This is a genomic window from Saliniradius amylolyticus, from assembly GCF_003143555.1.
Taxonomy (GTDB): Bacteria; Pseudomonadota; Gammaproteobacteria; order Enterobacterales; family Alteromonadaceae; genus Saliniradius; species Saliniradius amylolyticus.
In genome coordinates this window covers 2,231,621-2,257,146 of record NZ_CP029347.1, presented here as the reverse complement: position 1 = coordinate 2,257,146, position 25,526 = coordinate 2,231,621, and the positions used below count along the sequence as shown (strand labels likewise).

The window sequence follows — 25,526 nt, the reverse complement described above, 5'->3', positions numbered from 1 at the left end:
GCTTATGCATCCGGCATTGTGGGTAGGTAAAACGGGATTAGATGCGGCACAAACAGATGTGTCGGTCATTTCAAACAACCTGGCGAACGCCAGTACAGTAGGCTTTAAGAAGGGTCGGGCGATCTTTGAAGACTTACTGTATCAAAATATCAATCAGCCGGGCGGACGTTCCTCGGCCGATACCGAGCGTCCGTCTGGTCTGATGCTGGGGGCAGGCAGTAAAGTGGTCGCCACTCAAAAGGCCTTTACTCAGGGTAATTTACAGAGCACGGAAAACGCGCTGGATATGTCTATTCAGGGACGGGGTTTTTTCGAGATCCTGCAGCCTGACGGCACCATTGCATACTCGCGCAACGGCCAGTTTACCTTGAATGATCAAGGTCAGATCGTGACACCGGGGGCCGGATTTCTGCTGCAGCCTGCCATTCAGGTGCCAGAGGATGCAACGCAAATTTCCATTTCTCAGGATGGTGAGGTGTCTGCTGCGGTGCAAGGTCAGGCCGAGCCTGTGGTGTTGGGTCAGATTAACATTTCTGATTTTGTGAACCCCACCGGTCTGCAGCCCATTGGTCAAAACTTGTATGTTGAAACCGCGTCCAGTGGTGCGCCTCAGCAAGGCATTCCTGGCCTAGAAGGGCTTGGAAGTATCCATCAGGGCAGCCTGGAAACCTCCAACGTCAACGTGACCGAAGAACTGGTTAATCTGATCGAGAGTCAGCGTCTGTATGAGATGAACTCCAAAGTGATTTCATCGGTGGATCAGATGCTTGGCCAGATCGTACAACAGCTTTAATGCTGGGGAGTAAGGCGATGCGTATCTCGGTTATTGCACTGGCACTCTTTTTGGGAGGTTGTATGTCCACCGCCCAGCGTACTCCGGTTCCGGACGATCCCAGCTATGCCCCTGTCACACCGGATATGCCCAGAGAGCGGCTGGCTAAAGATGGTTCCATCTTCTCCCAGGCCACGGCCAACAGCCTGTATTCCGATGTTAAAGCGCGCCGTGTCGGCGATATCATAACCGTGGTGTTGCAGGAGAATACCACTGCCAGCAAGTCGGCTCAGACCAGCACGAGTAAAGAAAGCGGCGTGGACTTGGATCCTATCACCGGACTTAACGGCAACAACGTGACCATTGGTGGCAACTCTTTGCAGCTTGGTGTGGACTCGTCGAATGATTTCAGTGGTAATGCCAGCACCAGTCAGAATAACAATTTATTCGGTAACATCTCAGTGACAGTGATGAAGGTCTTGCCCAATCAAAATCTGGTGGTGCGAGGGGAAAAATGGATGACCATCAACAATGGGGATGAGTTTATCCGACTTACTGGGATAGTGCGTTCGGCTGATATTAGTCCGGACAATGAAGTGGTGTCTTCCAAAGTGGCCAACGCACGAATTCAGTACAGTGGCACTGGCAGTTTCGCCCGGGCACAGGAAAAGGGCTGGCTGACCCGGTTCTTTGATTCAAGCTGGTGGCCATTTTAGGAGTCGATAATGAAATACGCTCAAGTCATACTCTTGTCTGTGCTACTGCTCGTAAGTTTTGGGCAGGAAGCGGCGCAACGAATTAAAGATGTTGCTTCTGTCCAAGGGGTTCGTAGCAACCAATTGGTGGGCTATGGCCTGGTGGTGGGTCTGCCGGGTACCGGCGAGCAGAGCCCGTTTACCGAACAGAGCTTTCGCACCATGCTGGCAAACTTTGGCATAACTATGCCTTCAACCCTGAAGCCCAAGATAAAAAATGTCGCCGCAGTTGCAGTACACGCCGAGTTACCGCCTTTCATCAAGCCGGGTCAGAAAATTGACGTGACCGTTTCTTCAATCGGAGAGGCTGACAGCTTGCGGGGCGGAACCTTGTTGCAGACGCTCTTAAAAGGCGTGGATGGGAAAATCTATGCCATGGCTCAGGGCAGCCTGGTGGTGAGTGGCTTTGGTGCCGAAGGCGCCGATGGATCTCGAATTGTTGCGAATACTCCCACGGTGGGTCGTATCCCCAATGGCGCCACCGTGGAGCGAGAAGTGGCCAGCGGTTTTATGCAGAACGACTACCTGACCCTAAACCTTAACTATCCGGACTTTACTACCGCCAAGCGCCTGGCCGATGCCATTAACAGAAAACTGGGGGCCGATCCGAAAAAAGGGCACACCATCGCAAAACCTATTGATGCAGCCTCGGTGAGAGTGTCGGCGCCCAGAGATGTGGGGCAGCGCGTGGGCTTTATGTCGGCCTTGGAAAACTTCACTTTCGAACCCGCCGATGCGCCGGCACGCGTGGTGATCAACAGTCGCACAGGGACCATTGTTATTGGTAAAGATGTACGTTTATCTCCTGCGGCGGTCACCCATGGTGGACTGACAGTCACGATCTCCGAGACCCAGCAGGTAGCTCAGCCTAACGCGCTGGCGGAGGGAGAAACGGTAGTGACTAACCAGTCGGTGGTGGATGTAGCATTGGATGATAGCCGTATGTTTAAGTTCGATCCGGGTGTGAGTCTGGACGAATTAGTGCGGGCGGTGAATGAAGTAGGTGCTGCCCCGGGTGACTTGATGGCCATTCTTGAAGCTTTGCGCCAGGCAGGCGCATTGCAAGGCCAACTCATCGTTATTTAGAGGGCGAGGTATGGAAAGTCGTATCACCAGTGACCAACTGAACCAGGCGCAAAACGTCTATGACCTTAAGTCATTGAACAACTTGCGTCAGGCGGCATTGGAGGGTAACGATAAGGCCCTGGACCAGGCAGCCAAGCAGTTTGAGTCTATATTTTTAGGGATGATGCTCAAGTCCATGCGCGATGCCAACGCCGTTCTTGAAGATGACGACAGCCCTCTCAATTCAAGGCAGGTTAAGTACTATCAGGACATGTACGATAAACAGCTCGCCTCGGACCTGTCCTCCAAAGGCAGCGTTGGATTGGCGGACCTGATTGTTCAGCAACTGGGCAACCCTGAAGGTTACACGCCAGCCAGTTTTGTCCGGGACGATGGCAACTTGTCGTCCATGAACCGAAATCGACTTGAGGCCACCGAACAGGCCCAGGCCCGTGTGTTGGGGCCGCGCTCACAGCCGGCTCATAAAGATTCGGCCTTTGCATCGCCGGATGAGTTCGTGGCAGCCCTGTTGCCTCAGGCAGAAAAGGTGGCCGATAAATTAGGGCTCGATCCCAAGGCTTTGGTGGCACAGGCGGCGCTGGAAACAGGTTGGGGTCAGCACATGATCCACATGGGGCCAGGAAAAAATAGTCATAATTTGTTTGGCATCAAGGCCGATAACGGATGGAAAGGGGACAAGGCTGTCGTCAATACGCTCGAGTTCGACAACGGCGTTGCGAGTACACAAAAAGCGCCATTTCGCGCTTATGGCTCCTTTGCCGAGTCATTTGAAGACTACGCTCAGTTTGTGGAGCAGAATCCGAGATATGCTAAGGCCGTGAGGATGAGTGATAATCCGGAGGCCTACTTTCACGAGTTGCAGAAAGCCGGTTATGCGACCGATCCAGATTATGCGAACAAGGTATTGAAAGTGCTTAACAGTGACATTCTCAATGGCGGCAATAACCAACACAGTGGTGGTGCAGACTCTGCGCACCATCCAACGCAGCTGCTTCCATAACGGAGCGGGAGAGACAAGGTGACCATCAGAACGGCTGATCTATATTCCATCGCAAGCAGTGGCATCCGGGCTAACACTAAGTTGCTCGAGACCACCGGTCATAATATTTCCAATGTTAATACCGAGGGCTACGTGCGTGAAACCACCGAGTTTCGTTCTCAGCTTACCGGTGGAGTGGGACGCGGAGAAACCTCCCGGGTTCTGGATATTTTCACCCAGAACCAACTGCGCAGAGACACCAGTAGCTTTGCCGAGGCGGAAACCTTTTTTAATCGCCTGAGTCGGCTCGACGATGTGCTGGGCAGCGAGGCCAATAGCCTTTCTTCCAGCATGAGCCGGGTGTTCGATGCCATTCAAACCGCTGTCGATGAACCCTCTAATGTCGCATCCCGCAATCTGGTATTGGGCGAAATGGAAACCTTCTTGTCTCAGGCGAACCGCTTAGACAGTTTTATGTCGCAGACCGAAAAAGAGCTGAACCTTGAAATGGACTCGGTGGTGCGAGAAGCCAACGACCTGATTAAGAACATTGCCGATCTAAACCAGCAAATCCGCGATACGCGTGCCGCAAACCGCTATGAGGAACCAGGGACGCTGCTCAATGAACGGGATAAGGCGGTGGATAAACTGGCCGAAATCATGAGTATCGAGACTCGTCGGCTGGCTGACGATACCACCGCTATCAACTTGTCCACCGGTGAGTCACTGGTACTGGAAGATGGGTCTTTTAACATCCTGCAAATGGCGGGTGATCCTGATGTCAGTAGACGGACCCTGCAGCTTAATGTGGCGGATAAGGGCACCAGCTTAAACGTGGCTGAAACCCAGTTGGGTGGAAAAATGGGAGCCTTATATCGCTTTCGGGATGACGTATTGGCCGTGACGCAACGAGAGCTGGGGCAAATGACGCTCGGCTTTGCCGATGCGATGAATGAACAGAATAACCTGGGCATGGACCTGGATGGTCAGCTGGGCAGTGATATCTTTACTCTGCCGGTCGTGCAAGGGTTATCATTTCGGGATAATAACGACCCTACTGCCAGTATAAACGCCCGGATTATCGATGGTGAAGCCACCAATCTTACCGACCGGGATTATCAGGTAACACTGGATGTTGATAATGGTGCCAGCTTCGATGTCACAATAGAGGTGCTTAACCCCGATGGCAGCGCTGTGTTGGATACTGCGGGAAACCCCATCACGTTTACTGATACCATCACCAAGGGGCCGGGCAACTTTTCCGGGAGCGTGGACGGCTTGGAGTTTGAATTACCGAATACGGGTAATTACGCCGTTGACGACCAGTTCTTGGTCCGGCCCACAAAGAACATCGTTGAAGATGTGGGGATGGCAATTATCCGCGGTGAGGATCTGGCTTTCGCTTCTCCCATCAAGGTGGAAAGTGGTGCCGACAATCTGGGTTCAGCGGTGGTTAAATCCACCGATGTGACCAACACCTCTCTTGATACAGCGGGGACGGAACAGTCAGGTTTCAATGAGACGGCGAACGTATTCAGTATCGACGCGCCTGGGCAGGCTCCGGGCACAGCGGTCGGTGCGCCTGCTGAAATTCGTTTTACGGCGGCCGACTCCTATGAAGTCTACGATAGTGCTGGCACCTTGGTAACGACTGTCACAGGGGCATCGAATCTTAACAATCTTATCGATCAGGCCCGTACCACCGGAGCGGGTCCGGCCTGGCCCTATGATGCTACTCAAACTGACTATCCGGGCTATGATCTCAGTATGGAGGGCGTGCCTAAAGCAGGAGATACCTTTACCATCGGTTACAATGCCGAGGGTGTTAAAGATAACCGTAATGGTCTGGAACTGGCCGATATTCAAAATACCAGTATTATTCGTCAGGATGCGTCACGCCCCTTCGATCAGGATCTCAATGGCACATCTTTTCATGGAGACTATGCGGATATGGTATCCACCGTTGGAGAAAAGACATCTTCGGCCGATATAAAGAGAAAGGCGACTGAGGCATTGTTCAGACAGTCGGAAGATAACTTCCAGGCGGTGTCCGGGGTGAACCTGGATGAAGAGGCGGCCAATTTGGTACGATTCCAACAGGCCTATGCCGCTTCGGCACGAATTCTGTCTGCGGCTCAGTCAACCTTTGATGCTATACTAAACTCAGTAAGATAGTGGATTTAGACGATGCGAGTTTCTACCAGCCAGTTATTTGATCGCAGTGTACAAAATATCCTGCGTAACCAGAGCGAGTTGTCCGATCTGCAACAGCAACTGGCGTCTGGCAAAAAGATTCTGCGTCCGTCTGATGATCCTGTCGGCTCGGCCAAAGTTATCCGGTTGACCGAACAAATTGAGCAGATTGAACAATACCAGCGTAATAACGACATCGTTTCCACAGAGCTTGAACAGCAAGAAGCCGTAATGCGCAATGTGGTGGAAGTGGTGCAGCGTGCTCAAACATTAACCTTGCAGGCCGGTAGCGGTGCGAACGGCCAGCAGGATAGAGATGCTATCGCGATAGAGGTGGGGCAGCTTCGTGATCAGGTGTTTGATCTGATGAACACCAAAAACGCAGCCGGTGAATATATTTTCGCCGGGTATGAAACCTCCAAACCCGCGTTCGAGTTTGATCCTAATGCCACCGGGAACAAATATAGTTTCCAGGGCGATGAAGGCGTGAATGAGTTTCAACTCTCGCCAACCGTCAGAGTGGAAGGTGGAGAGTCCGGCTACAGCGTATTTGAGAATGTTCTGGCAAGACTGACAGCGACAGATACCGGCGGCGGTTCAGTCACAGGCCAGGTCAGGATCACCGACCAGGGCAGCTTCGATGCCTTCCATAATAACCAGTATGACCCGGTAACCCCTGCCAATAACGTCTTGACGGTAACAATAGATAATCCCAATCAGGTGACGATTACCAGTCCATCGGGTATTAACGATACGTTGAATGTGACAGTAGGCAATGCGTTTGAATACAAAGGCATGGAAATTACCGTGAATGGTGTCGCGGGCGATACCATGGAACTTCAGCTGGACAAGCCGGAGAAGAAAAACCTGGCCGAGACTCTGAACGACCTGGCTAATGCGCTTACTGACGACACGCTGACTGACGCTGAATACCGGGACCGATTGGCGGACGCATCTGTTGGCCTGAAGAATGGCTTTGAGGCGGTTGGCGCAGCGAACTCTGCAGTCGGTGGTCGTATGCGTATCTCTGACTCGGTACGCGGAGCTAATGAAGATTTGCTGATTTCTTCCAAAGAAGCACGCTCCACCGTGGAAGATGTGGATTATGCCGAGGCCGTATCTCAGCTCAGTCGTGAAGAAACGGCGCTTCAGGCTGCACAGGCGACCTTCTCTCGAATTACCCAGTTGTCGCTGTTTGACTTTATTTAAAGTTATACTTGGGTATAAACATGGGGATTCAATACATCCTTAAACGCTTGTCGTTTGCTTAAAATCTGCACAAGAGGCTGCTATACTTACTGATAGTCATCAGGAGGTGCCGCTATGCAAATCAATTCCACATCCAGCAATAACAGCCTTCAGCAAACCCAGAATAAGCAGGATTCGGTGTTTGAAAAACTCGCTTCCGGCAAGAAGGTCAACAGCGCTGCAGACAACGCTGCCGCTCTGCAGATTATCGACCGTCTGACCGCTCAGGTGAATGGCAATCAGCAGGCTGTGGCCAATATCTATGACGGTATCTCGTTGGCACAAACCGCCGATGGCGGGCTTTCCGGGGTTACTGACAGCGTATCCAGAATACGGGAGTTGTCTATCCAGGCGGGCAATGGTGCCCTTAGTGACAGTGATCGTCAGGCCCTTCAGGAAGAAGTGACTCAGCTACAGGACGGTATCCGTGACACGTTGGAAAACACTAATTTTGCCGGTAAGCCGTTGTTTGACGGCAGTGGCGATATCAGCTTTCAGGCTGGTGCCGATGCTGTACAGACTCTGGATGTGGCGAATCAGGATATTGCCGCTGGTATCACAGATATTCTCAATGCTGACATCAGCTCACAACTGGGCGCATCCGATGCGATTACCGCTGCCGATGATGCTCTGCAGTTTGTGGATCAGCGTCGCGCAGAGTTTGGCGCGGCCCAGAATCAGTTGGAGAGTGCGGCCCGTAACCGTACCAATACGGAAGTTAATGTGGCAGAAGGTCGTAGCCGACTGCAGGATACCGATTTTGCTCGGGCTGTATCTGAGCAAACGGCCAATGACATTCTCAGCCAGTCCTCCATCGCCATCCAGTCTCAGGCGAATATTCAACGAGGGCAGGTACTCTCATTGCTAGAGTCTTAAGTCGATTAGCCATATAAAAATACCGCCAACCGGCGGTATTTTTTTGTCTTATTTCTTCACTATCCCGACAAGTTGATGCTGTTGGTCCACCACTAACAGTGAGGTTATCTGGTTTTGTTCCATTAAAGCAAAGGCTTCAGACATCTTCGCATCTACGCTGATGTATTTGGGGTGAGGGCTGAACAAGTCCTGAGCCTTGAGTTCGAATACCTCTTTCCCATAGCGATTAAAGGCCCGACGGATATCGCCGTCGGTGATGATACCGTAGCCTTGAGCCAAAGTGACGATGGCGAGGCCCAGCTTACCGGTAGTAATGGTATCCACCACGGTGGCAAAAGGGGCTTCTGGGACTATTACCGGGAGGTTATCGGTCAGCATTTCGTCCTCAACTTGCGCCAGCAGACGTCGACCCAGACTGCCGCCGGGATGAAAGCGGGCGAACTGTTCGGGCTGAAAATTCCGGGCTCGCATCAGGGTTACTGCCAGTGCATCGCCCATGGCCAGAGTGGCCGTAGTGGAGGCGGTGGGTGCGAGTTGCAACGGGCAAGCTTCCTGACTGACTCTGATATTTAAGGTGACATCACTGGCTCTGGCCAGTGATGATTCCAGTCCGCCAGTCATGGCGATCAGAAAGTTACCATTTTCCTTCAGGAAGGGTAGGAGTTTGACCACTTCCTCGGTTTCCCCCGAATTGGAAATAGCCACAAAAACATCCTGATGACCAATCATGCCTAAATCGCCGTGATAAGCCTCACCTGGATGCATAAAAAAGCTTGGCGTACCAGTACTGGAGAGTGTGGCGGCGATCTTCTGTCCAATCAGGCCCGACTTACCCATACCGCAAATCACTACCCGGCCTTGAGTGCGCAAAATGGTATCGACCGCGGTAACAAACTCATCGCCGAGCTGCTCAGACAAGGCCTTTACGGCATCGCTTTCGATGCTGAATACGTCTTTGGCCACGGCCAGATAGTTCATGATGGCAATCCTGTAATCGAAATCGAACACTATTGTAATTATCCCCTATCGCCAAGTCCAAGGTTTGCTGGATGAACAGGTGGTTAAAAATCACCCGAATGACAACATTTTGACGCTAATGCGGTGGTCGGTGGTTGCTTAACCAGGGGGAATGGTTAAAAATCGTAATCGAATCAATTGTTATTGGGGAAGTGCCAAAGCCTATGGGGGAGATCATACTGGTCAGTGGTTGTGAAGCTCGTCGTCGAAGCTTCGAGACCATACTCAGCTTTATAGGCGAACGTTTTTCCCTGTTGGATGCGGGAGCGGTGGCCGAGCACCTGAATGAAAATTCTGGGCCGGATGCTGTATTAGTGGATTTACCCACCCTATCTGAGACGCCTCAGCTTCCTGAAGCACATCCTCATCTTCCTTTTGTGGTTGTGAAGCCGGATGCTGAGGCGAGTGTACCTGAGACAAATGGCAATATTGTCGGCGAATTGGTGGAGCCGGTGACCTATCCGGGGCTGATCCAGATGTTGCACCGTTGCCAGGCTTATCGTCATAACCTGCCCAAACGCAACGCAAAGTCTCTGTCTCGGAAGGCCAAAGGCAGCCTGATTCAGAGTCTGGTGGGGAAGAGTGCGGCGCTTCAGGAAGTGCGACAGATGATCGCTCAGGTCGCACCGACAGAAGCCACAGTGCTGGTGCTGGGAGAGTCGGGCACCGGTAAGGAAGTTGTCGCTCAGAACATCCATGCATTATCTGAGCGCAAGGAAGGGCCCTTTATCCCTTTAAACTGTGGTGCCATACCCGGGGAACTTCTGGAGAGTGAGCTGTTTGGCCATGAAAAAGGCGCATTTACCGGTGCCGTTGGCACACGCAAGGGGCGGTTCGAACTGGCGGAAGGCGGCACTCTTTTTCTGGATGAAATTGGTGATATGCCGCTACAGATGCAGGTAAAACTACTCAGAGTTTTACAGGAGCGCACCTACGAACGAGTGGGGGGCAACAAGCCCATTCGGTGTAATGTGCGCATTATCGCCGCGACGCACCGAAACCTCGAAGACATGGTCACTCAGGGGGATTTTCGTGAAGACCTGTATTACCGCCTGAACGTGTTCCCCATCGATAACCCGGCGCTACGTGAACGTGCCGAAGACATTCCACTGTTGTTGCAGGAGCTGATAAAGCGCCAGCAGCATCAACGCCAGGAGACCATCACTTTCACGGAAAAGGCTGTGGAGTCACTGCAACAACACCAATGGCCGGGCAATGTTCGAGAACTGGCCAATCTGGTGGAACGAATGATGATCCTCTGCCCGGGACAGGTGGTGGACATGGTCGATTTGCCGGCTAAGTATCAGCATCTGGATGACGCCCCCTATGAGCCTGACTATCCTGAGGAAGTACTGGAGCGTCAGGCTATCAATGAGCTCTTTGCCAGCAGTGACGACGACACAGAAGACAGTCAGGACGGTGATATGAATAGCGCCACGGTGTTGCCGCCGCAAGGACTGGATCTTAAAGAGCACCTGGCACAGGTAGAAGTGACTCTGATCCAGCAGGCATTGGACACCCATGAAGGCGTAGTGGCACGGGCTGCCGAGCTTCTGAATATGCGCCGAACCACCCTTGTTGAGAAGATGCGTAAATACAATCTCAATAAAGATTGATATAACCCTCTGATAAAGAAGAGATATTTTTTTGGCATAATCCCTGCATTGCTCTGTTAAAGAACCATGACGTCTGAGTTTTGACGCGAGGTAATTATGACAGAACAAGCATCGCTATTGAGCCAAGTCTCACATCAGGCCAATCCGTCCGGCTTACAATCGGTCCATCAGGCAGAACTGAGTGAGCTGCGTGCCCAGTCCTCTCGATTGAGCCACTTGCTGGAAGTGATGCCGGCAGGCGTGGTCGTGGTCGATGGTGAAGGCATCGTACAGCAAGCCAATCGAGTCGCGGCCGAGCTTCTGCGGGAGCCATTGGAAGGCCAGGCATGGCGCAATATCATCGAGCGAGCCTTCCGTCCTCAGGAAGATGATGGACATGAGGTATCCCTGAGCGACGGCCGAAAGGTGAAGCTTTCCATCTCGCCATTGCACAATGAGCCAGGCTTGTTGATTGTACTTACCGATCTGACAGAGACGCGATTATTACAGCAACGTCTCAGTCACATGCAGAAGTTGTCCTCCCTTGGACGCATGGTCGCATCTCTAGCCCACCAAATCAGAACGCCACTGTCGGCGGCTATGTTGTATGGTGCCAACTTACAAAACCCCACGCTCAAGCAGGATTCACGCGGGCAGTTTGCCGATAAGCTGATGTCGCGCTTAAAAGACTTGGAGCAGCAGGTTAACGATATGCTGCTGTTTGCCAAAAGCGGCGGTGAGCAAGTTGTGACTGAGCTGTCGCTGCAAAGCTTAATGCTGGAAGTGGAAGCCGGCGCTGAAGCCATGTTATCGGCCAAGCAAGGCAGTATGCAGGTTCAAGTGCCTGAGCCGGATATTCTGGTGTTGGGCAATAAAACGGCTTTGGCCAGTGCCTTACAGAATCTCATTCACAACAGCCTGCAGGCCTGTGGGCAAGGCGCCAAGTTGGTTTTGTCGGCGCGTCGCGAATCGAAACAACCCGATAAGGTGACTATCAGCTTGTCGGATAATGGTCCGGGCTTTCCCGAGCAACATGCCAAGCAAGCTTTTGAGCCGTTTTTCACCACCAAGTCCCAGGGCACTGGCCTTGGACTGGCAGTGGTCAAAGCTGTTGCTCAGTCTCACCAGGGGCAGGTCAGCGCCAGCAATGAACCCAGCGGCGGCGCCTGCGTGTCGATTCAATTACCGATTCAGCGAGAGTTACCGTCTTCCTCGGTAGCGACCGCAAAATAAGGAGGCAACCATGAGCCATACTCGTATCATGATCGTCGAAGATGACAGTGGCCTGCGTGAGGCCCTGGTGGATACGCTCACACTGGGCGGCTATGAAATTCTGGAAGCGGATAGCGCCGAGGCGGCCTTGTCGAGACTCAATCAGCAATCGGTGGATATGGTGGTCAGCGACATCCAAATGGGGGCAATGAACGGCTTATCGTTAATGCGCACCATTAAGCAAAAATGGCCCAATTTACCGGTACTCTTAATGACCGCCTATGCCACTATCGACGATGCGGTAGAGGCGATGCGTGAAGGGGCAACCGACTACATGGCCAAACCTTTTTCCCCCGAAGTGTTGTTGAACTTAGTCAGTCGCTACGCACCGGCTCAGAAGGTAGAATCTTGTACTCCTGTGGTAGGGGACCCAAGTTCTCGGCGTTTGCTGGAGCTGGCTCAGAAGGTGGCTCAGTCCGATGCAACAGTTATGGTGTTAGGTCCCAGTGGTTCGGGTAAAGAAGTGATGGCTCGCTATATCCACGATCGATCGGCGCGCGCCGATGAGCCGTTTATCGCGATTAATTGTGCTGCCATCCCTGAAAATATGCTGGAAGCCACCTTGTTTGGCTATGAAAAAGGCGCCTTTACGGGAGCTTTACAAGCCTGCCCGGGTAAGTTTGAACAAGCCCAGGGCGGTACCTTGCTGCTGGATGAAATTACTGAAATGGATCTGGCGCTGCAGGCCAAGTTATTGCGGGTGCTTCAGGAAAAAGAAGTCGAACGACTGGGTGGGCGCAAGACCATCAGCCTGGATGTACGAGTCATCGCGACCAGTAACCGTGACTTGCAACAGGCCGTCAGAGACGGGCAATTCCGTGAGGACCTCTATTATCGTCTGAATGTGTTTCCATTAAGCTGGCTCCCGCTGTCGCAGCGGACCGGGGATATCTTGCCCTTAGCCCGACATATGATCGAGCGCCACTGTCTCAAATCAGGCCGGGCCATTGTTCAATTGAGTCGTGCTGCCGAGCTAAAACTGAGTCAGTACTCCTGGCCCGGTAATGTGCGCGAACTGGAAAACGTGATCCAGCGTGCGCTTATTCTGGTGCAGGACGATCACATCGATGCCGGAGATCTGATGCTAGAGCAGGATCTGGCCCCGGCATCGGAGTCAAAGGGTCCGCTGGTCGAAGACAAACTGCCACCGGTAGAGAAAAAACGCCTGGGCGCAGAGTTGCAGCAGCAGGAACATCAGATTATTTTACAAACCCTCAAGGCCTGTAATGGTAGTCGCAAACAGGTGGCAGAGAAACTGGGGATCAGTCCCCGGACTCTCAGATACAAGCTGGCCCGGATGCGCGATAACGGGATTCATTTACCGGCCTGAACCGCCGATTGTCCTGCCTATGAATAAATACCAGAGTGACGGCTTTCCGTCACTCTGGTTTTTTATGCTCAAAAAGAACTCTCTATCTGTGCTTAAGTTATTGTAAATAAAGGTAAAATACGCCTTGGCACTAGTCTTGCTTTAGATGGGGTAACGTAATCTGATGCCGTCTGGAGTGAGTATGGACGTCAAAGCACAAGCCCTATACAGTCAAATGCAGGCACTCGCCGCGCAGGCGGGGACGGGTCTGGAAAGTACCCCTCAAGCCCAGCCGGCCAACCCCAGTAGCGCCAATTTTGGCGATATGCTGAAAGATGCGCTGGATGGCGTCAATGACATGCAGTTTGAGTCCCGCAATCTTCAGAAGCAATTTGAGATGGGTGACCCCAATGTCAGCCTGGCCGACGTGATGGTGGCCAAAGAGAAGTCCGGCATCGCCTTTGAAGCCACCATGCAGGTGCGCAACAAGGTGTTAGAAGCCTACAAAACCATAATGAATATGCCGGTATAACCGAGAGAGGAATGAGCCGTGGCTGAAGCAACAGGTACAGAACTGGCAGTTTCCGACGCTGCACAAACCGAGTCTAACGATAGCGCTCAGGAGCAAAAATCGGGCTTTATGGATGGTCTGGGGGGTATCGATCTGATGCGTCAGATTACCCTGATTGTGGCACTGGTAATTTGTGTGGCCATCGCCGTGTTTATCGTTATTTGGGCGCAGGAGCCTGAGTACCGGCCGCTGGCTAAGATGCCTACCGAAGAGTTGATTGAAACACTCGACTACCTGGACGCCAGTCAGATCGACTATCGCCTAGACGGCAATGTGGTGTATGTCAATGAGGAGCAGTATCAGGACATCAAGTTAGGCATGGCCCGTCAGGGACTGACCAAAGAATCGTCGGCCGGCACTGACATTATCATGCAGGACATGGGGTTTGGCGTCAGCCAGCGCGTGGAAAAGGAGCGACTCAAGCACGCTCGCGAACAAATGCTGGCCCGGACTATTGAAGAGATCAGCGCCGTCCGCAAGGCCAAAGTACTGTTGGCGATCCCCAAAGAGAGTGTGTTTGCCCGTGTCGCGAAAAAGCCCAGCGCCACCGTGGTGGTTACACCAAGTCGTGGTTCAGTGCTATCCGGTGAAGAGGTGGACTCCATTGTGGATATGGTGTCCTCAGCCGTTGAAGGTATGGAGCCGGCGAAGGTGACCGTGACCGACAGTAATGGCCGTTTGCTGAACTCAGGCTCCCAGGATTCGATGAGCGCCCGTTCACGTCGTGAATATGAAATCGAACAGCGGCGCGAAACCGAGTATCGCGAGAAGATCGATTCCATTTTGATCCCAGTGTTGGGTCTGGAAAATTATACCGCCCAGGTGGATGTGACCATGGACTTTACCTCGGTGGAACAGACGCAAAAACGCTATAATCCGGATCTGCCTGCGGTACGCAGTGAGATGACGGTAGAGAATAACAGCGTCGGCAGTGTCACCGCCGGTATTCCGGGGGCCTTGAGCAATCAGCCGCCGCTGGACGCGAATATTCCGGAACAAGCGACTGGCAATAACAGTCAAAGTACTGTTCCGGGACGTACTCATAAAGAAAGTACCCGCAACTATGAGCTGGATACGACCATCAGTCACACCAAGCAGCAGACCGGTGTGATCAAGCGTCTGAGTGTATCGGTGGCGGTAGATTATAAAACCGAAACCGCAGAAGACGGCAGTACCACCGAAGTCCCCCGGGCTCAGGAAGAGCTGTTGAATATCCGTCGGTTGTTACAGGGTGGCATTGGTTTTGATGTGACTCGCGGTGATTCCCTGGAAGTGGTGAGTATTCCCTTTAACCGCATGGAAGACGCGACGATCGCTGAAGTGCCTTTCTGGGAAGAAGACTGGTTCATGCGTGCTTTGCGTCTGTTGGTCGGTGGCCTGGTAATCATCACCCTGATCATGGCGATTGTGCGGCCCATGCTGAAGAAGCTGATTTACCCCGAAGATACCCGTGAGGACGACGGTTACGACGCCGATTCAGGGCTGGATCTGGGGGATGAAACCATTAGTATGCTGTCGCAGGACTTCGATGAAGGTCAGGTTGGCTTTGCCTCGGATGGCTCACTGATGCTGCCGGACCTGCATAAAGACGAAGATGTATTGAAAGCGGTGCGGGCGCTGGTGGCGAACGAACCCGAACTGTCTGCCCAGGTGGTCAAGGGCTGGCTGATGATGGATGAATAATTATGGCAACTGAAGAACTGGTAGAAAAAGAAGAGCCCACGTACGACGTTGGTAAGCTCGAAGGGGTCGAAAAGGCGGCTATCCTGTTGCTCAGTCTGCAGGAAGAAGATGCCGCGCAGATCCTAAAGCATTTGGAGCCTAAGCAGGTTCAGAAGCTGGGCTCTACCATGGCCACTCTGGATGATATGACCCAGAATAAGATCACCGCGGTGCATAAACACTTCATCGAAGAGATCCAGAACCACAGCACCATCGGTTTCCAGAGTCAGGAATTTGTTAAGAAAGCCCTGACGGCCGCGTTGGGTGAGGATAAGGCCGCCAACCTTATCGATCAAATCCTGATGGGCGGCGGTGCCAAAGGTCTGGATTCACTTAAATGGATGGACTCTAAACAGGTGGCCAGCATTATTCGCAACGAGCACCCTCAGATTCAGACTATTGTTTTATCTTACCTGGAAGCCGAGCAGTCGGCCGAAATCATGGCTCAGTTCCCGGAGAAAGTACGTCTGGATCTGATGATGCGTATCGCCAACCTGGAAGAGGTGCAACCGGCGGCCTTGCAGGAGTTGAACGAGATTATGGAGAAACAGTTTGCCGGTCAGGCCGGTACACAGGCAGCCAAAATGGGCGGCCTGAAATCGGCCGCCGAGATCATGAACTACCTGGATACCAATATCGAAGGTCAGTTGATGGATGCCATCCGCGAGCAAGACGAGGAAATGAGCCAGCAGATCCAGGATCTGATGTTTGTATTCGACAACCTGGCGGAAGTCGACGACCGGGCCATGCAGACCTTGCTGCGTGAGGTTGAACAAGATGCGTTGCTCAAAGCCCTTAAAGGTGCCGACGACGCGGTTAAAGATAAAGTGACCAAGAATATGTCCAAACGAGCCAGCGAAATGCTGCTCGATGATCTCGAAGCCATGGGGCCCGTGCGAGTCAGCGAAGTGGAAACCGCACAAAAAGAAATTCTTGGAGTGGCGCGTCGTCTGGCGGATGCCGGTGAAATCATGCTGGGCGGCGGTGGCGGTGATGAATTCTTATAAGGCTGACGCATGAGCAAACCCACTTTCTTAACCCCGGAGCAGGAAAAAGAGGCGAAAAGCTGGGAACTGCCCTATGTGGAAAATGAACACAAGGAACCGGAGGATAAGACCAATGCGTTGAATAAACGCAGCGACTGGAAGTACGAACCACCGGAGCCGGAAGAAGAGCTCACCCTGCCAACGGCCGAAGAAATCGAAGCCATACGTGAATCCGCCTACCAGGAAGGCCTCGAGCTGGGCAAACAGGAAGGCGTTGAAAAAGGTCACGCCGAAGGGCTGGAAAAAGGCCTGGAAGAAGGCCGTAAACAAGGTCATGAGGAAGGCTTTCAGCAAGGCTATGATACGGGTAAAGAGCAAATCGATACCCTGGTGGAGCGCTGGCAGGCATTAACCCATGAGCTTACCGAGCCTGTGGCTAAGGTTGACCAGGAACTGGAGCAGGAATTGGTGCAACTGGCCGTGGCCCTGGCTCGTTCGGTGATCCGCACCGAGTTAAAAGTCAATCACGACATTATTCGCCAGGCTCTGAGCGATGGCTTAAAAGCTCTGCCCATTGGCGAGAAACAATATCAGATCCGGCTGCACCCCGATGATGCGGTGTTAATTCAGCAGCATTTTGATTCGGAACAATTGAAAGAGAACCGCTGGCAACTGGTGGAAACCCCTGATATTTCCCCCGGCGGCTGCGATATTGTCACCGACACCAACGCGGTGGATGTCACCATAGAGCGGCGAGTCAGGCAGGTTCTGGATCGCTTCTTACTGGATAATGCCCTACCTGACGTGCCCGACGAGGACACTCTGTAATGGCGCTGGATGATCTTAAGCAACGACTCCGTCAAAAACGCGACAAGCTTCCACAGCCGCATACCACAGCTGCGGGGAAGTTGGTGCGTGGTATTGGTCTGACGTTAGAAGCGGTGGGTTGTCAGCTCCCCGTAGGCAGCCAGTGCGTAGTGCAGACTATCGACGGTGAAATCGAGGCTGAGGTGGTCGGCTTTGCCGATACCATCACTTATTTAATGCCTACTGAAACAGTGCGCGGCATTGTGCCCGGCTCACGGGTACAACCTTTATTGCGAGAGCAAGGCATTCCGGTGGGCATGGAGTTATTGGGGCGGGTTGTGGATGGTAACGGCCAGCCATTGGATGGACAGGGACCGGTAGAGACCAATCAACGCATGCCGCTCACCCGGCCGGCCATGAATCCGCTGCATCGTCGGCCCATTGAGCGGCCTCAGGATGTCGGAGTGCGCGCAATTAACTCGCTGATTACCGTCGGCCAGGGCCAGCGTATGGGCCTGTTTGCAGGCTCCGGTGTGGGTAAATCGGTACTGCTGGGGATGATGACCCGAGGCACCACTGCCGATGTGGTAGTGGTGGGCCTGGTGGGAGAACGGGGCCGAGAGGTCAAAGAATTTATTCAGGATATTCTAGGCGAAGAAGAACGGCAAAAGTCAGTTGTGGTGGCTTCGCCTGCGGATACCTCACCACTGATGCGGCTCAAAGGTTGTGAAACGGCGGTAACCATTGCTGAATACTTTCGTGATCAGGGCCTGGATGTTTTGCTGCTGGTGGACTCACTGACCCGTTATGCGATGGCCCAACGTGAAATTGCGCTTGCGGTAGGCGAGCCACCCGCTACCAAGGGCTATCCACCTTCCGTGTTTGCTCGTTTGCCTGCACTGGTAGAGCGGGCGGGTAATGGCGGCGACGGGCAAGGTTCGATTACCGCCTTTTATACGGTATTGACGGAAGGCGATGACCTTCAGGATCCCATTGCCGATTCGGCTCGGGCGATACTGGATGGGCATATTGTGCTTACTCGTCGATTGGCCGACAGTGGTCATTATCCCGCTATTGATGTAGAGGCATCTATCAGTCGTGTTATGCCTATGGTGGTCAGCGAAGAGCATATGGATGTGGCACGCCGGGTGAAACAGGTCTATTCCACTTACCAGCAAAACCGAGATCTGATCAGCATTGGCGCTTATAACAAAGGCAGTGATCCCCGGATCGACCTGGCGATTCAGGCCGAGCCTGTAATTAACGAGTTCCTGCAACAGAAGATGAAGCAGGTCATCCCCTATGATGAGAGTCTGGAGCATTTGTTGCAGCTCGGACAGGGACTTGGGCAAGGGTAACCGGAGCGCGTTATGTCGATTAAGCAGTTACAAATGGTGGCTGAACGAGAACAGGAACAGGAGGATCGACTGGCGCGCGAGTATCAGCACGCTCAGCAGAATGTCTCCGCCCAGAAACAAAAGCTGACCGGTTTGAACAGTTACCGACTGGATTATCTGCGAGAGGTTCATCAACGAGCGTCATCCGGCGTGGGCGCCTCCACCTTTGGTCAGCACCAGGCCTTTATCGATAAACTGGATATGGCGTGCTTGCAACAAAGTCGTCTCGTGGCCCAGTCCCAGTCGGCCGCGGATCAGCGCAAGCAGCAATGGCTCAAGCAGCAGCAAAAGCGCAAAGCGGTGGAATTGCTGTTGGAGAAAAAATACCAGGAGCAGGCAGAGCGGGAAGCCCGTCAGGAACAACAGGTGCTGGATGAATTTGCTATTCAGCGCTTTCTAAGACAACGGCAAAGTTTCAGCTCCTGAACATTATAAAGTGGTTGCGAACCGCTCCAGGTTAATAGCTGGCCCGATAATTGCTTTTATTTTGTTCACAGATTCAGTGTCGGTAAGACGTCGCCTCATAAGGCGCTTCATTTGCCATCAGGCCCTTTGAATAAAGTGGGAAATCGAAAACTATGCAACAAGTTGCCACCCCCAACCCAGCGATTGCCGCCCCTAAAGTAAAAGGCAGCGAATCCCGGTCGCCACAGACGGCTTCAGAGTCGAATGGCGCTTTTTCTGAGCACTTTACTCGGCAACAAGCCGCCAATGAGTCGAAATCAGCAAAACAAACAGAATCGGCAAGCCGCACTGAAGTGTCTGAGCGGGCGGCGGTGTCCACCGATAAGGACAACCGGATTTCTGACAAGCCAAAGCATGATTCCGAGCGGTCTGCAAAGAAAGGTGAGGCGGCTAGTCAGGGCGTAAAAGGCAAGACAAGAGAGCACCCTGAAGCAACTCAGCATCCAGATCAACATAAAAAGGCACAAGCGGAGTCCGATAAGACAGCGGCGTCCTCGCAGTCTGCCCAGTCACCGGCAAAACCCATTCAGGCAGAGCAAAAAGATCATGTCGAAGAGGGGGAGTCGCCGGAGAACCAACACTGGCTGGATTTGATTCATGAGCTGGCCGACCAGCATATCAGTCAGCAGGGGAGTGTCGATAAGCAAAAGCAGTCTGAGGATGTGTCGGAAGAGGTGACCTCTGACCCGGATGACAATGCTCCGTCGATGGCGAAATGGCTGGAACAGCTGGGCTTCGATGCCGATAGAGTGCTACAGGAGCTGGATGGTGAACAGCGCCAGCAGCTTGAGGCCATAATGGCTGAGCTGCAAGCGACTGATAATAGTGGCGAGCCTAAAGAGCTTGTCCATTTTCTTGATAAATTAACGCGCTTTTTGCAACAACAGTCGGCGGACAAAGGTGAGGCTGCGAATCAGGATAACCCAGAGGATATGCCCTTAGATCCTAAGTGGCTGAACGGCCAGACCCAGAAGTTATTGCAGGCCATAAACCAATTCAATAAAGAGGCTGACGGAGAAGGACCCGGTCAGGAGGTTAAGGTCGGCGTGCAGGAATTGACTCTGCTGCGTCAGCAGTTAATGGCTCAGGAAAGTACTGGACTGACTACCGAAACCGAGTCTGACGAGGTGCTGCAACTGATACGCGATAAGCTCCTTAAGATTCAGGGTAAGGGGACGGCAGACGTGTCATCCGCCGGAGCGTCAGACTCTGGCAACAACTCAACTGCCAGCAATGCTGAGCCGGATATGGAGAGAACGCTTAAGGCTTTGGCACGGCTCTCTGATACCAAACTGGACCAGGCACTGAGTCAGGCCAGTCAGGCTCTGCAAGGCGCTGATGAGTCGGAGAAAAGCAGCTTTATCAGTAGTCTTAAGGCCGGTGTGGAAGAAATGAAGGCCCAGCTAAAACAAGGTCGCGAACCTGGACTGGACTTAAAAGCTCTGGTGGCACAGGCCCTTTCTTCTGAAGGCGAAAGCAGCGATAAGCAAACCGCGACGTTGCAGGATGCCATACAACGTCTTACCAGCCTGACTGATTCCCAGAGTCGTGCGCAGGCTCAGACGTCACCGCCCGCGGAACTCATGAACTCACCCATGGCGGCCGAACGAGCTGGCGTCGGTCACGTTGAGGCCACGTCGGGGAGCAAGGCCGCTCAGCCAACTTCAAGCCCTGCCGGGCAGATGGAGCGGGCCATTAACATAGCCAAGTCCGAGGCAGCTCAACAGCTGGCGGATCGAGTAAGGATGCTGGTGGATCAGGGTAATATGTCGGCGGATATTCGTCTGGATCCACCGGATTTGGGTTCCATGCAGATTCGTGTGCAGATGAACGGCGAGCAGGCCAGCGTGAATATGACGGTACAAAACCAGCAGGCCAAAGAGATGCTGGACCAGGCGATGCCAAGGCTCAGAGAACTATTATCAGAAAAGGGCATTGAACTGGGACAATCTTCTGTAGAGCAGGAACAGCAGCAGGCTCAGGAACAGAGCAGCCAAGGACAAGGGGCAGGCGGTTCGTCTGAGGGACACGACGGCGAGCAGGGTGAAGACAGTGAAACTGGCGTCGAGATGAGCGTGGTGAATGGCAGTCTGGGTGGCATTGATTATTTTGTTTAGTCTGGCCCATTGCCAAGGCAGCCCAGTGTTGAGGATAATAGCGATAAACGCAGCGGGAAGAGAAGCCAATGGCAGATGATAAAGAACTGGAAGTAAAAGAAGGCGGTAGTAAGAAAAAACTGATAGTGATCATCGCTGTCGCCGTACTGTTGCTCGGTGGTGGTGCCGGAGCCTATTTTATGTTTATGGGCGGCTCTGATACCCCGATGCCTGAGCAGGATACTGCTACTGCACCGGCTGAAGCCGATGATGGTACGCCACAAGCAAAACTGGGATCGGCGCGCTACGTTGCCATGCCCCGGCCCTTTGTCTTTAATGTGCCCGGTATCGGCCGTGATCGTCTGGTGCAAATTGAGGTGCAGTTGATGGTTCGGGGCAATGACAATGAAGAAGAAGCCAAGAAGCACATTCCCATGATAGAAGGGACCTTGCTGAGAGTCTTCAGTAGCACCAACGCCGAAGATTTAGCGACCGAAGCAGGCAAGGTCGCGCTGAAAGAACAGTCGACCCGCGAAGTACGCGCCGCCATGAAAGACGTGTCGGGCCGGGAAGTGGTAGAGAAAGTGCTCTTTACCGGATTTGTGATGCAATAAGGTACGTATTGTGAGCGACTTATTATCCCAAGACGAAATCGATGCCCTGTTACACGGGGTCGATGATGTCGAAGAAGAAGACGTTGAGTCCAGTGAGCCCTCGGGGGCAACGCTGGAGTATGACTTCTCGTCGCAGGATCGTATTGTCCGGGGACGGATGCCAACGCTGGAGATCGTCAACGAACGCTTTGCCCGTCATATGCGGGTGAGCCTGTTTAATATGATGCGTCGCAGTGCAGAGGTGTCTATCAACGGCATCCAGATGATCAAGTTCGGCGAGTACATCCATACTCTGTTTGTACCCACTAGCTTGAATATGGTGCGCTTCAGGCCGCTGAAAGGTACTGGCCTGATCACCATGGAAGCACGTCTGGTTTTCATTCTGGTGGACAACTTCTTCGGTGGTGATGGTCGCTACCATGCCAAGATCGAAGGACGGGAATTTACTCCCACCGAGCGGCGGATTATCCAGATGCTGCTCAAACTTATTTTCGAAGATTACAAAGAAGCCTGGGCACCGGTGATGGACGTCTCTTTCGAGTATTTAGACTCGGAAGTGAATCCAGCCATGGCGAATATTGTCAGCCCCACCGAAGTTATCGTCATTAGTTCCTTTCACATCGAGTTGGATGGGGGCGGCGGTGACTTCCATGTGGCGTTACCCTACTCCATGCTGGAGCCCATTCGTGAGTTGCTGGACGCGGGTGTTCAAAGTGATAAAGAAGATACCGACCTGCGCTGGAGTAAGGCCCTGCGGGACGAAATCATGGATGTGGAAGTCGGCGTTTCTGCAACCTTGCTGGAGCTGGAGCTCTCGCTTCAGGATATTATGAACATGAAGGAAGGGGATATTATTCCGGTGGAAATGCCCGAGCATGTGACCATGTTCATTGAAGATCTGCCCACCTTCCGAACCAAGATGGGACGCTCGAGAGAGAACCTAGCCCTGAAAGTGACCGAGAAGATCCCAAGACCGACCTCGGTGAAATCCGAATTACAGCTATTGACCAAAGGTGGCCGTCGTCTGGACAGTGATGCCGAATTGGCGGTGCTGGAAGATGACCTGTAACGATAAAGAGAGAGGTAGCCATTATGAGCACTGAAAATGATGACGGAATGGACGATTGGGCTGCGGCCATGGCCGAACAGGCTGAGTCAGAAGGCGAAGATGGCGGCGATGAGCAGTCGCAAGACGACGTGCAGGTCGCCGAACTGGATGAGCTGCAAGAAGAAGAGCCTGCCGATATTTCTCAGGAAGAAAAAAAGAAGCTGGACACTATTCTGGATATTCCTGTTACCATCTCCATGGAGGTGGGGCGAACCAGCATCAGCATCCGTAACCTGTTGCAACTCAACCAGGGCTCGGTGGTCGAACTGGATCGTGTCGCCGGCGAACCACTGGACGTTCTGGTCAATGGTACCCTGATTGCTCACGGCGAAGTGGTAGTGGTGAACGACAAATTTGGTATTAGGCTTACGGATGTTATTAGTCAAATCGAACGTATCAAGAAGCTTAAATAAAGCCCCTCTGATTTCCTCGGTGCTCAGTCTGGCCTGGTTGCCAATGACTGTGGCAGGCCAGGAATCTGAGAGTAGTCCTCGCACGGTCGGCAGTTCTGCCGACCTTCTTACACTTGGCTTATCACTGGCCGTGGTCATTGGTGTTATTTATGCCTTAGCCTATGTGCTGAAGCGCATGAATGTCAGCCATACCGGTAATCGTCAGATTAAAGTGGTGGCCTCGGCCGCCATGGGTACCCGGGAGCGCGTGTGTGTGATCGAAGTGGCCGGCGAACAACATTTACTCGGTGTGACGGCGAACCAGATCAGTCATCTGGCCACTCTAAGTGAGCATATCGATACCTCGTCCTCTGAGGTTACCGTACCGTTTAAAGATCGACTGGCGCAGTTTATGAATGGTTCGGCCGCGCAGAACAAGGGCTCCGGACAATGATTCGCTGGCTCCTGCTGACTGTTGTTTTAGCCGCTGGGCTGGTGCCCGAGCTAGCTTGGGCACAAAGTTCGGGCATCAAGGCGGTCACAGTGACCACCAATCCGGATGGCACCCAAGACTACTCCATGACCTTGCAGGCGCTGGCGATCATGACCGCGCTCAGTCTGATCCCTGCCTTTGTGTTGATGATGACCAGTTTCACACGCATTATCGTTGTGCTGGCAATATTGCGTCAGGCTATCGGCCTGCAGCAGTCGCCCTCCAATCAGATCCTGATCGGTGTCAGCCTGTTCCTGAGCCTGTTTATCATGGCTCCGGTGTTTGACAAGATGAACGAGGTGGCTCTGCAGCCCTACCTGGACGAAGACATCACCTTTTTGCAGGCGTATGAGCGAGGCAAGGAGCCCATGCGTGCCTTTATGCTGGCCCAGACTCGGGTTAAGGACTTAGAAACCTTTGTAAAAATAGGCAATATGCAGGGGGAGATCGATGATCCTCGTAACGTGCCCATGACCGTTTTGATACCCGCCTTTGTGACCAGTGAGCTTAAAACCGCGTTCCAGATTGGGTTTATGCTGTTTATTCCCTTTTTGATTTTGGACTTAGTGGTGGCCTCGGTGCTGATGGCAATGGGTATGATGATGCTCTCACCAATGATTGTGTCCTTGCCCTTTAAGCTAATGCTGTTTGTGTTAGTGGATGGCTGGAATCTGATTTTTGGCACTCTGGCCACGAGCTTTGGGATGGGTGTATGAGTCCCGAGTTATTTGTCGAGATCTTAAGGGATGCACTGGAGATGGTGATCATTATGGTAACGGCCATCATCCTGCCCAGCCTGATCGTGGGACTGATTGTGTCGGTGTTTCAGGCCGCGACCTCCATTAACGAACAGACCATTAACTTCTTGCCTCGTTTGCTGGTAACCATGCTGGCGATCATGCTGGGTGGTCACTGGATGACCGATAGAATGACCAGCTTTTTTATCGATATGGTGCAGCGGATCCCTGAAGTGGTTGGCTAGTTATGGACATTCTTGCCACCACCATTACCCAATTCCTGGTGGATCTGACGCTACCCTTTATGAGAGTTGTGGGCATGTTCACTGCAATGGTGGGGTTCAGTGCCCGTAACGTGAACCCCAGAGTGCGGGTGATGTTGGCGGTGTTTGTCACTCTGCTGGTGATGCCCATGATGGAACCGATTCCCATCACCCAATTACTCTCAGTGGGTTCTTTCTTACTGATCATTCAGCAACTTCTGATCGGCATTGCCATCGGTTTTTTGTCTTCCCTGATGCTTAATACCTTTGTATTAGCCGGGCAAATCTTAGCTATGCAAACCGGCCTGGGTTTTGCGTCGATCGTCGATCCGGTCAACGGAATTAACGTACCAGCGGTGGGTCAGTTCTATCTGATTCTCGCCACCCTGTTGTTTTGGGCGATGGATTGTCACTTGATCATGTTGCAGATGATCGCCGCCAGCTTTGAAGCCTTCCCGGTGGGAAGCGGCTGGTTTACCGGCGAGCAGTTTCGGGAAATCGCCCATTGGGGCTCTTATATGTTTCTGGCTGCAGTGACGATGTCCTTGGCCCCCATTATGTCACTATTGGTAGTGAACCTGTCTTTTGGTGTGATGACTAAAGCCGCGCCACAGTTAAATATTTTCTCTCTGGGGTTTGCCATCGCTCAGAAAGTGGGCTTTGTAGTGATGTGGGTTACCATTGGTAACTTTATCTATCATTTCGAAAGTCAATGGGACCGCGCGCAATTGCTGATGTGTCAGCTGCTGCGTGTCTGTCCGCCTTAAGGTTGG

25 protein-coding genes are annotated in these 25,526 nt (G+C 52.8%); 24 read left to right on the top strand and 1 reads right to left on the bottom strand.

Features of this window, described 5'->3' with window-relative positions:
• The first annotated feature begins 4 nt into the window (after positions 1-4).
• From flgG to HMF8227_RS10490, 7 genes are all read left to right on the top strand, one after another.
• The gene (flgG, locus tag HMF8227_RS10520) at positions 5-793 is read left to right on the top strand and encodes a flagellar basal-body rod protein FlgG (RefSeq protein WP_109340135.1); all 789 of its coding nucleotides are present in this window, start codon (positions 5-7) and stop codon (positions 791-793) included.
• A 17-nt stretch (positions 794-810) separates the two neighbouring features.
• Positions 811-1,488 (top strand): flagellar basal body L-ring protein FlgH, encoded by a 678-nt coding sequence (gene flgH, locus HMF8227_RS10515; RefSeq protein ID WP_109341082.1) that lies wholly within the window; start codon positions 811-813, stop codon positions 1,486-1,488.
• Between the two features lie 9 nt (positions 1,489-1,497).
• Positions 1,498-2,613 carry a flagellar basal body P-ring protein FlgI gene (locus HMF8227_RS10510; protein ID WP_109340134.1) on the top strand — a complete coding sequence of 372 codons (1,116 nt, stop codon included), beginning with the start codon at positions 1,498-1,500 and terminating at the stop codon, positions 2,611-2,613.
• Positions 2,614-2,623: 10 nt separating this feature from the next.
• Positions 2,624-3,613 carry a flagellar assembly peptidoglycan hydrolase FlgJ gene (gene flgJ, locus HMF8227_RS10505; RefSeq protein WP_109340133.1) on the top strand — a complete coding sequence of 330 codons (990 nt, stop codon included), beginning with the start codon at positions 2,624-2,626 and terminating at the stop codon, positions 3,611-3,613.
• A gap of 18 nt (positions 3,614-3,631) precedes the next feature.
• Positions 3,632-5,767, top strand: coding sequence for a flagellar hook-associated protein FlgK (gene flgK, locus HMF8227_RS10500; protein ID WP_109340132.1), 2,136 nt, complete (start codon positions 3,632-3,634; stop codon positions 5,765-5,767).
• 12 nt (positions 5,768-5,779) lie between these two features.
• A complete protein-coding gene (gene flgL / locus HMF8227_RS10495) occupies positions 5,780-6,994 on the top strand; it encodes a flagellar hook-associated protein FlgL (RefSeq protein ID WP_109340131.1) in 1,215 nt (404 codons plus the stop codon).
• A 114-nt stretch (positions 6,995-7,108) separates the two neighbouring features.
• Positions 7,109-7,909 (top strand): flagellin N-terminal helical domain-containing protein, encoded by an 801-nt coding sequence (locus HMF8227_RS10490; RefSeq protein ID WP_109340130.1) that lies wholly within the window; start codon positions 7,109-7,111, stop codon positions 7,907-7,909.
• 48 nt (positions 7,910-7,957) lie between these two features.
• Here the strand turns inward: HMF8227_RS10490 and HMF8227_RS10485 are convergent, their stop codons facing one another.
• Positions 7,958-8,887 (bottom strand): KpsF/GutQ family sugar-phosphate isomerase, encoded by a 930-nt coding sequence (locus HMF8227_RS10485; RefSeq protein ID WP_239421284.1) that lies wholly within the window; start codon positions 8,885-8,887, stop codon positions 7,958-7,960.
• 203 nt (positions 8,888-9,090) lie between these two features.
• On the opposite strand from HMF8227_RS10485, the gene HMF8227_RS10480 reads away from it, so the two are divergent.
• From HMF8227_RS10480 to fliR, 17 genes are all read left to right on the top strand, one after another.
• Positions 9,091-10,542 (top strand): sigma-54 dependent transcriptional regulator, encoded by a 1,452-nt coding sequence (locus HMF8227_RS10480; protein ID WP_109340129.1) that lies wholly within the window; start codon positions 9,091-9,093, stop codon positions 10,540-10,542.
• A 96-nt stretch (positions 10,543-10,638) separates the two neighbouring features.
• Positions 10,639-11,754, top strand: coding sequence for a sensor histidine kinase (locus HMF8227_RS10475; RefSeq protein WP_109340128.1), 1,116 nt, complete (start codon positions 10,639-10,641; stop codon positions 11,752-11,754).
• Positions 11,755-11,764: 10 nt separating this feature from the next.
• Entirely contained in the window at positions 11,765-13,123 is a 1,359-nt protein-coding gene (locus HMF8227_RS10470; protein ID WP_109340127.1) for a sigma-54-dependent transcriptional regulator, read from the top strand.
• Positions 13,124-13,304: 181 nt separating this feature from the next.
• Positions 13,305-13,634, top strand: a complete 330-nt coding sequence (gene fliE / locus HMF8227_RS10465) for a flagellar hook-basal body complex protein FliE (protein WP_109340126.1) — start codon at positions 13,305-13,307, stop codon at positions 13,632-13,634.
• An 18-nt stretch (positions 13,635-13,652) separates the two neighbouring features.
• Positions 13,653-15,356: a flagellar basal-body MS-ring/collar protein FliF gene (fliF, locus tag HMF8227_RS10460; protein ID WP_109340125.1), complete on the top strand. Its 1,704-nt coding sequence runs from the start codon at positions 13,653-13,655 to the stop codon at positions 15,354-15,356.
• Between the two features lie 2 nt (positions 15,357-15,358).
• The gene (gene fliG, locus HMF8227_RS10455) at positions 15,359-16,402 is read left to right on the top strand and encodes a flagellar motor switch protein FliG (RefSeq protein ID WP_109340124.1); all 1,044 of its coding nucleotides are present in this window, start codon (positions 15,359-15,361) and stop codon (positions 16,400-16,402) included.
• Between the two features lie 9 nt (positions 16,403-16,411).
• Complete coding sequence (gene fliH, locus HMF8227_RS10450) at positions 16,412-17,209, top strand: flagellar assembly protein FliH (RefSeq protein WP_109340123.1); 798 nt, start codon at positions 16,412-16,414, stop codon at positions 17,207-17,209.
• Positions 17,209-18,546, top strand: a complete 1,338-nt coding sequence (gene fliI / locus HMF8227_RS10445) for a flagellar protein export ATPase FliI (protein ID WP_109340122.1) — start codon at positions 17,209-17,211, stop codon at positions 18,544-18,546. Before fliH ends, fliI begins: the two co-directional genes overlap by 1 nt.
• Before the next feature lie 12 nt (positions 18,547-18,558).
• Positions 18,559-19,011: a flagellar export protein FliJ gene (gene fliJ / locus HMF8227_RS10440; protein ID WP_109340121.1), complete on the top strand. Its 453-nt coding sequence runs from the start codon at positions 18,559-18,561 to the stop codon at positions 19,009-19,011.
• Positions 19,012-19,163: 152 nt separating this feature from the next.
• Positions 19,164-21,167, top strand: a complete 2,004-nt coding sequence (locus HMF8227_RS10435; protein ID WP_109340120.1) for a flagellar hook-length control protein FliK — start codon at positions 19,164-19,166, stop codon at positions 21,165-21,167.
• 68 nt (positions 21,168-21,235) lie between these two features.
• Positions 21,236-21,760 carry a flagellar basal body-associated protein FliL gene (fliL, locus tag HMF8227_RS10430; protein ID WP_109340119.1) on the top strand — a complete coding sequence of 175 codons (525 nt, stop codon included), beginning with the start codon at positions 21,236-21,238 and terminating at the stop codon, positions 21,758-21,760.
• A 10-nt stretch (positions 21,761-21,770) separates the two neighbouring features.
• A complete protein-coding gene (gene fliM / locus HMF8227_RS10425) occupies positions 21,771-22,829 on the top strand; it encodes a flagellar motor switch protein FliM (RefSeq protein ID WP_109340118.1) in 1,059 nt (352 codons plus the stop codon).
• Positions 22,830-22,852: 23 nt separating this feature from the next.
• A complete protein-coding gene (gene fliN / locus HMF8227_RS10420) occupies positions 22,853-23,281 on the top strand; it encodes a flagellar motor switch protein FliN (protein ID WP_109340117.1) in 429 nt (142 codons plus the stop codon).
• Positions 23,241-23,714 (top strand): flagellar biosynthetic protein FliO, encoded by a 474-nt coding sequence (fliO, locus tag HMF8227_RS10415; protein ID WP_239421283.1) that lies wholly within the window; start codon positions 23,241-23,243, stop codon positions 23,712-23,714. The genes fliN and fliO overlap by 41 nt, the downstream gene beginning before the upstream one ends.
• Positions 23,711-24,469: a flagellar type III secretion system pore protein FliP gene (gene fliP / locus HMF8227_RS10410; RefSeq protein WP_109340116.1), complete on the top strand. Its 759-nt coding sequence runs from the start codon at positions 23,711-23,713 to the stop codon at positions 24,467-24,469. Before fliO ends, fliP begins: the two co-directional genes overlap by 4 nt.
• Positions 24,466-24,735, top strand: a complete 270-nt coding sequence (gene fliQ / locus HMF8227_RS10405) for a flagellar biosynthesis protein FliQ (protein ID WP_109340115.1) — start codon at positions 24,466-24,468, stop codon at positions 24,733-24,735. The genes fliP and fliQ overlap by 4 nt, the downstream gene beginning before the upstream one ends.
• Before the next feature lie 2 nt (positions 24,736-24,737).
• A complete protein-coding gene (fliR, locus tag HMF8227_RS10400) occupies positions 24,738-25,520 on the top strand; it encodes a flagellar biosynthetic protein FliR (protein ID WP_109340114.1) in 783 nt (260 codons plus the stop codon).
• The last annotated feature ends 6 nt before the right edge of the window (positions 25,521-25,526 follow it).

Excerpts from the sequence above, each read along its gene's own strand:
- fliG (WP_109340124.1), top strand. The coding sequence starts at position 15,359 with ATGGCAACTGAAGAACTGGTAGAAAAAGAAGAGCCCACGTACGACGTT.
- fliE (WP_109340126.1), top strand. The coding sequence starts at position 13,305 with ATGGACGTCAAAGCACAAGCCCTATACAGTCAAATGCAGGCACTCGCC.
- fliO (WP_239421283.1), top strand. The coding sequence starts at position 23,241 with ATGTTATTAGTCAAATCGAACGTATCAAGAAGCTTAAATAAAGCCCCT.
- HMF8227_RS10490 (WP_109340130.1), top strand. The coding sequence starts at position 7,109 with ATGCAAATCAATTCCACATCCAGCAATAACAGCCTTCAGCAAACCCAG.
- fliQ (WP_109340115.1), top strand. The coding sequence starts at position 24,466 with ATGAGTCCCGAGTTATTTGTCGAGATCTTAAGGGATGCACTGGAGATG.
- HMF8227_RS10475 (WP_109340128.1), top strand. The coding sequence starts at position 10,639 with ATGACAGAACAAGCATCGCTATTGAGCCAAGTCTCACATCAGGCCAAT.
- fliJ (WP_109340121.1), top strand. The coding sequence starts at position 18,559 with ATGTCGATTAAGCAGTTACAAATGGTGGCTGAACGAGAACAGGAACAG.
- HMF8227_RS10435 (WP_109340120.1), top strand. The coding sequence starts at position 19,164 with ATGCAACAAGTTGCCACCCCCAACCCAGCGATTGCCGCCCCTAAAGTA.
- HMF8227_RS10510 (WP_109340134.1), top strand. The coding sequence starts at position 1,498 with ATGAAATACGCTCAAGTCATACTCTTGTCTGTGCTACTGCTCGTAAGT.
- flgG (WP_109340135.1), top strand. The coding sequence starts at position 5 with ATGCATCCGGCATTGTGGGTAGGTAAAACGGGATTAGATGCGGCACAA.
- HMF8227_RS10480 (WP_109340129.1), top strand. The coding sequence starts at position 9,091 with ATGGGGGAGATCATACTGGTCAGTGGTTGTGAAGCTCGTCGTCGAAGC.
- HMF8227_RS10485 (WP_239421284.1), bottom strand. The coding sequence starts at position 8,887 with ATGAACTATCTGGCCGTGGCCAAAGACGTATTCAGCATCGAAAGCGAT.
- fliH (WP_109340123.1), top strand. The coding sequence starts at position 16,412 with ATGAGCAAACCCACTTTCTTAACCCCGGAGCAGGAAAAAGAGGCGAAA.
- flgJ (WP_109340133.1), top strand. The coding sequence starts at position 2,624 with ATGGAAAGTCGTATCACCAGTGACCAACTGAACCAGGCGCAAAACGTC.
- fliR (WP_109340114.1), top strand. The coding sequence starts at position 24,738 with ATGGACATTCTTGCCACCACCATTACCCAATTCCTGGTGGATCTGACG.
- flgL (WP_109340131.1), top strand. The coding sequence starts at position 5,780 with ATGCGAGTTTCTACCAGCCAGTTATTTGATCGCAGTGTACAAAATATC.
- fliP (WP_109340116.1), top strand. The coding sequence starts at position 23,711 with ATGATTCGCTGGCTCCTGCTGACTGTTGTTTTAGCCGCTGGGCTGGTG.
- HMF8227_RS10470 (WP_109340127.1), top strand. The coding sequence starts at position 11,765 with ATGAGCCATACTCGTATCATGATCGTCGAAGATGACAGTGGCCTGCGT.
- flgH (WP_109341082.1), top strand. The coding sequence starts at position 811 with ATGCGTATCTCGGTTATTGCACTGGCACTCTTTTTGGGAGGTTGTATG.
- fliL (WP_109340119.1), top strand. The coding sequence starts at position 21,236 with ATGGCAGATGATAAAGAACTGGAAGTAAAAGAAGGCGGTAGTAAGAAA.
- fliI (WP_109340122.1), top strand. The coding sequence starts at position 17,209 with ATGGCGCTGGATGATCTTAAGCAACGACTCCGTCAAAAACGCGACAAG.
- fliN (WP_109340117.1), top strand. The coding sequence starts at position 22,853 with ATGAGCACTGAAAATGATGACGGAATGGACGATTGGGCTGCGGCCATG.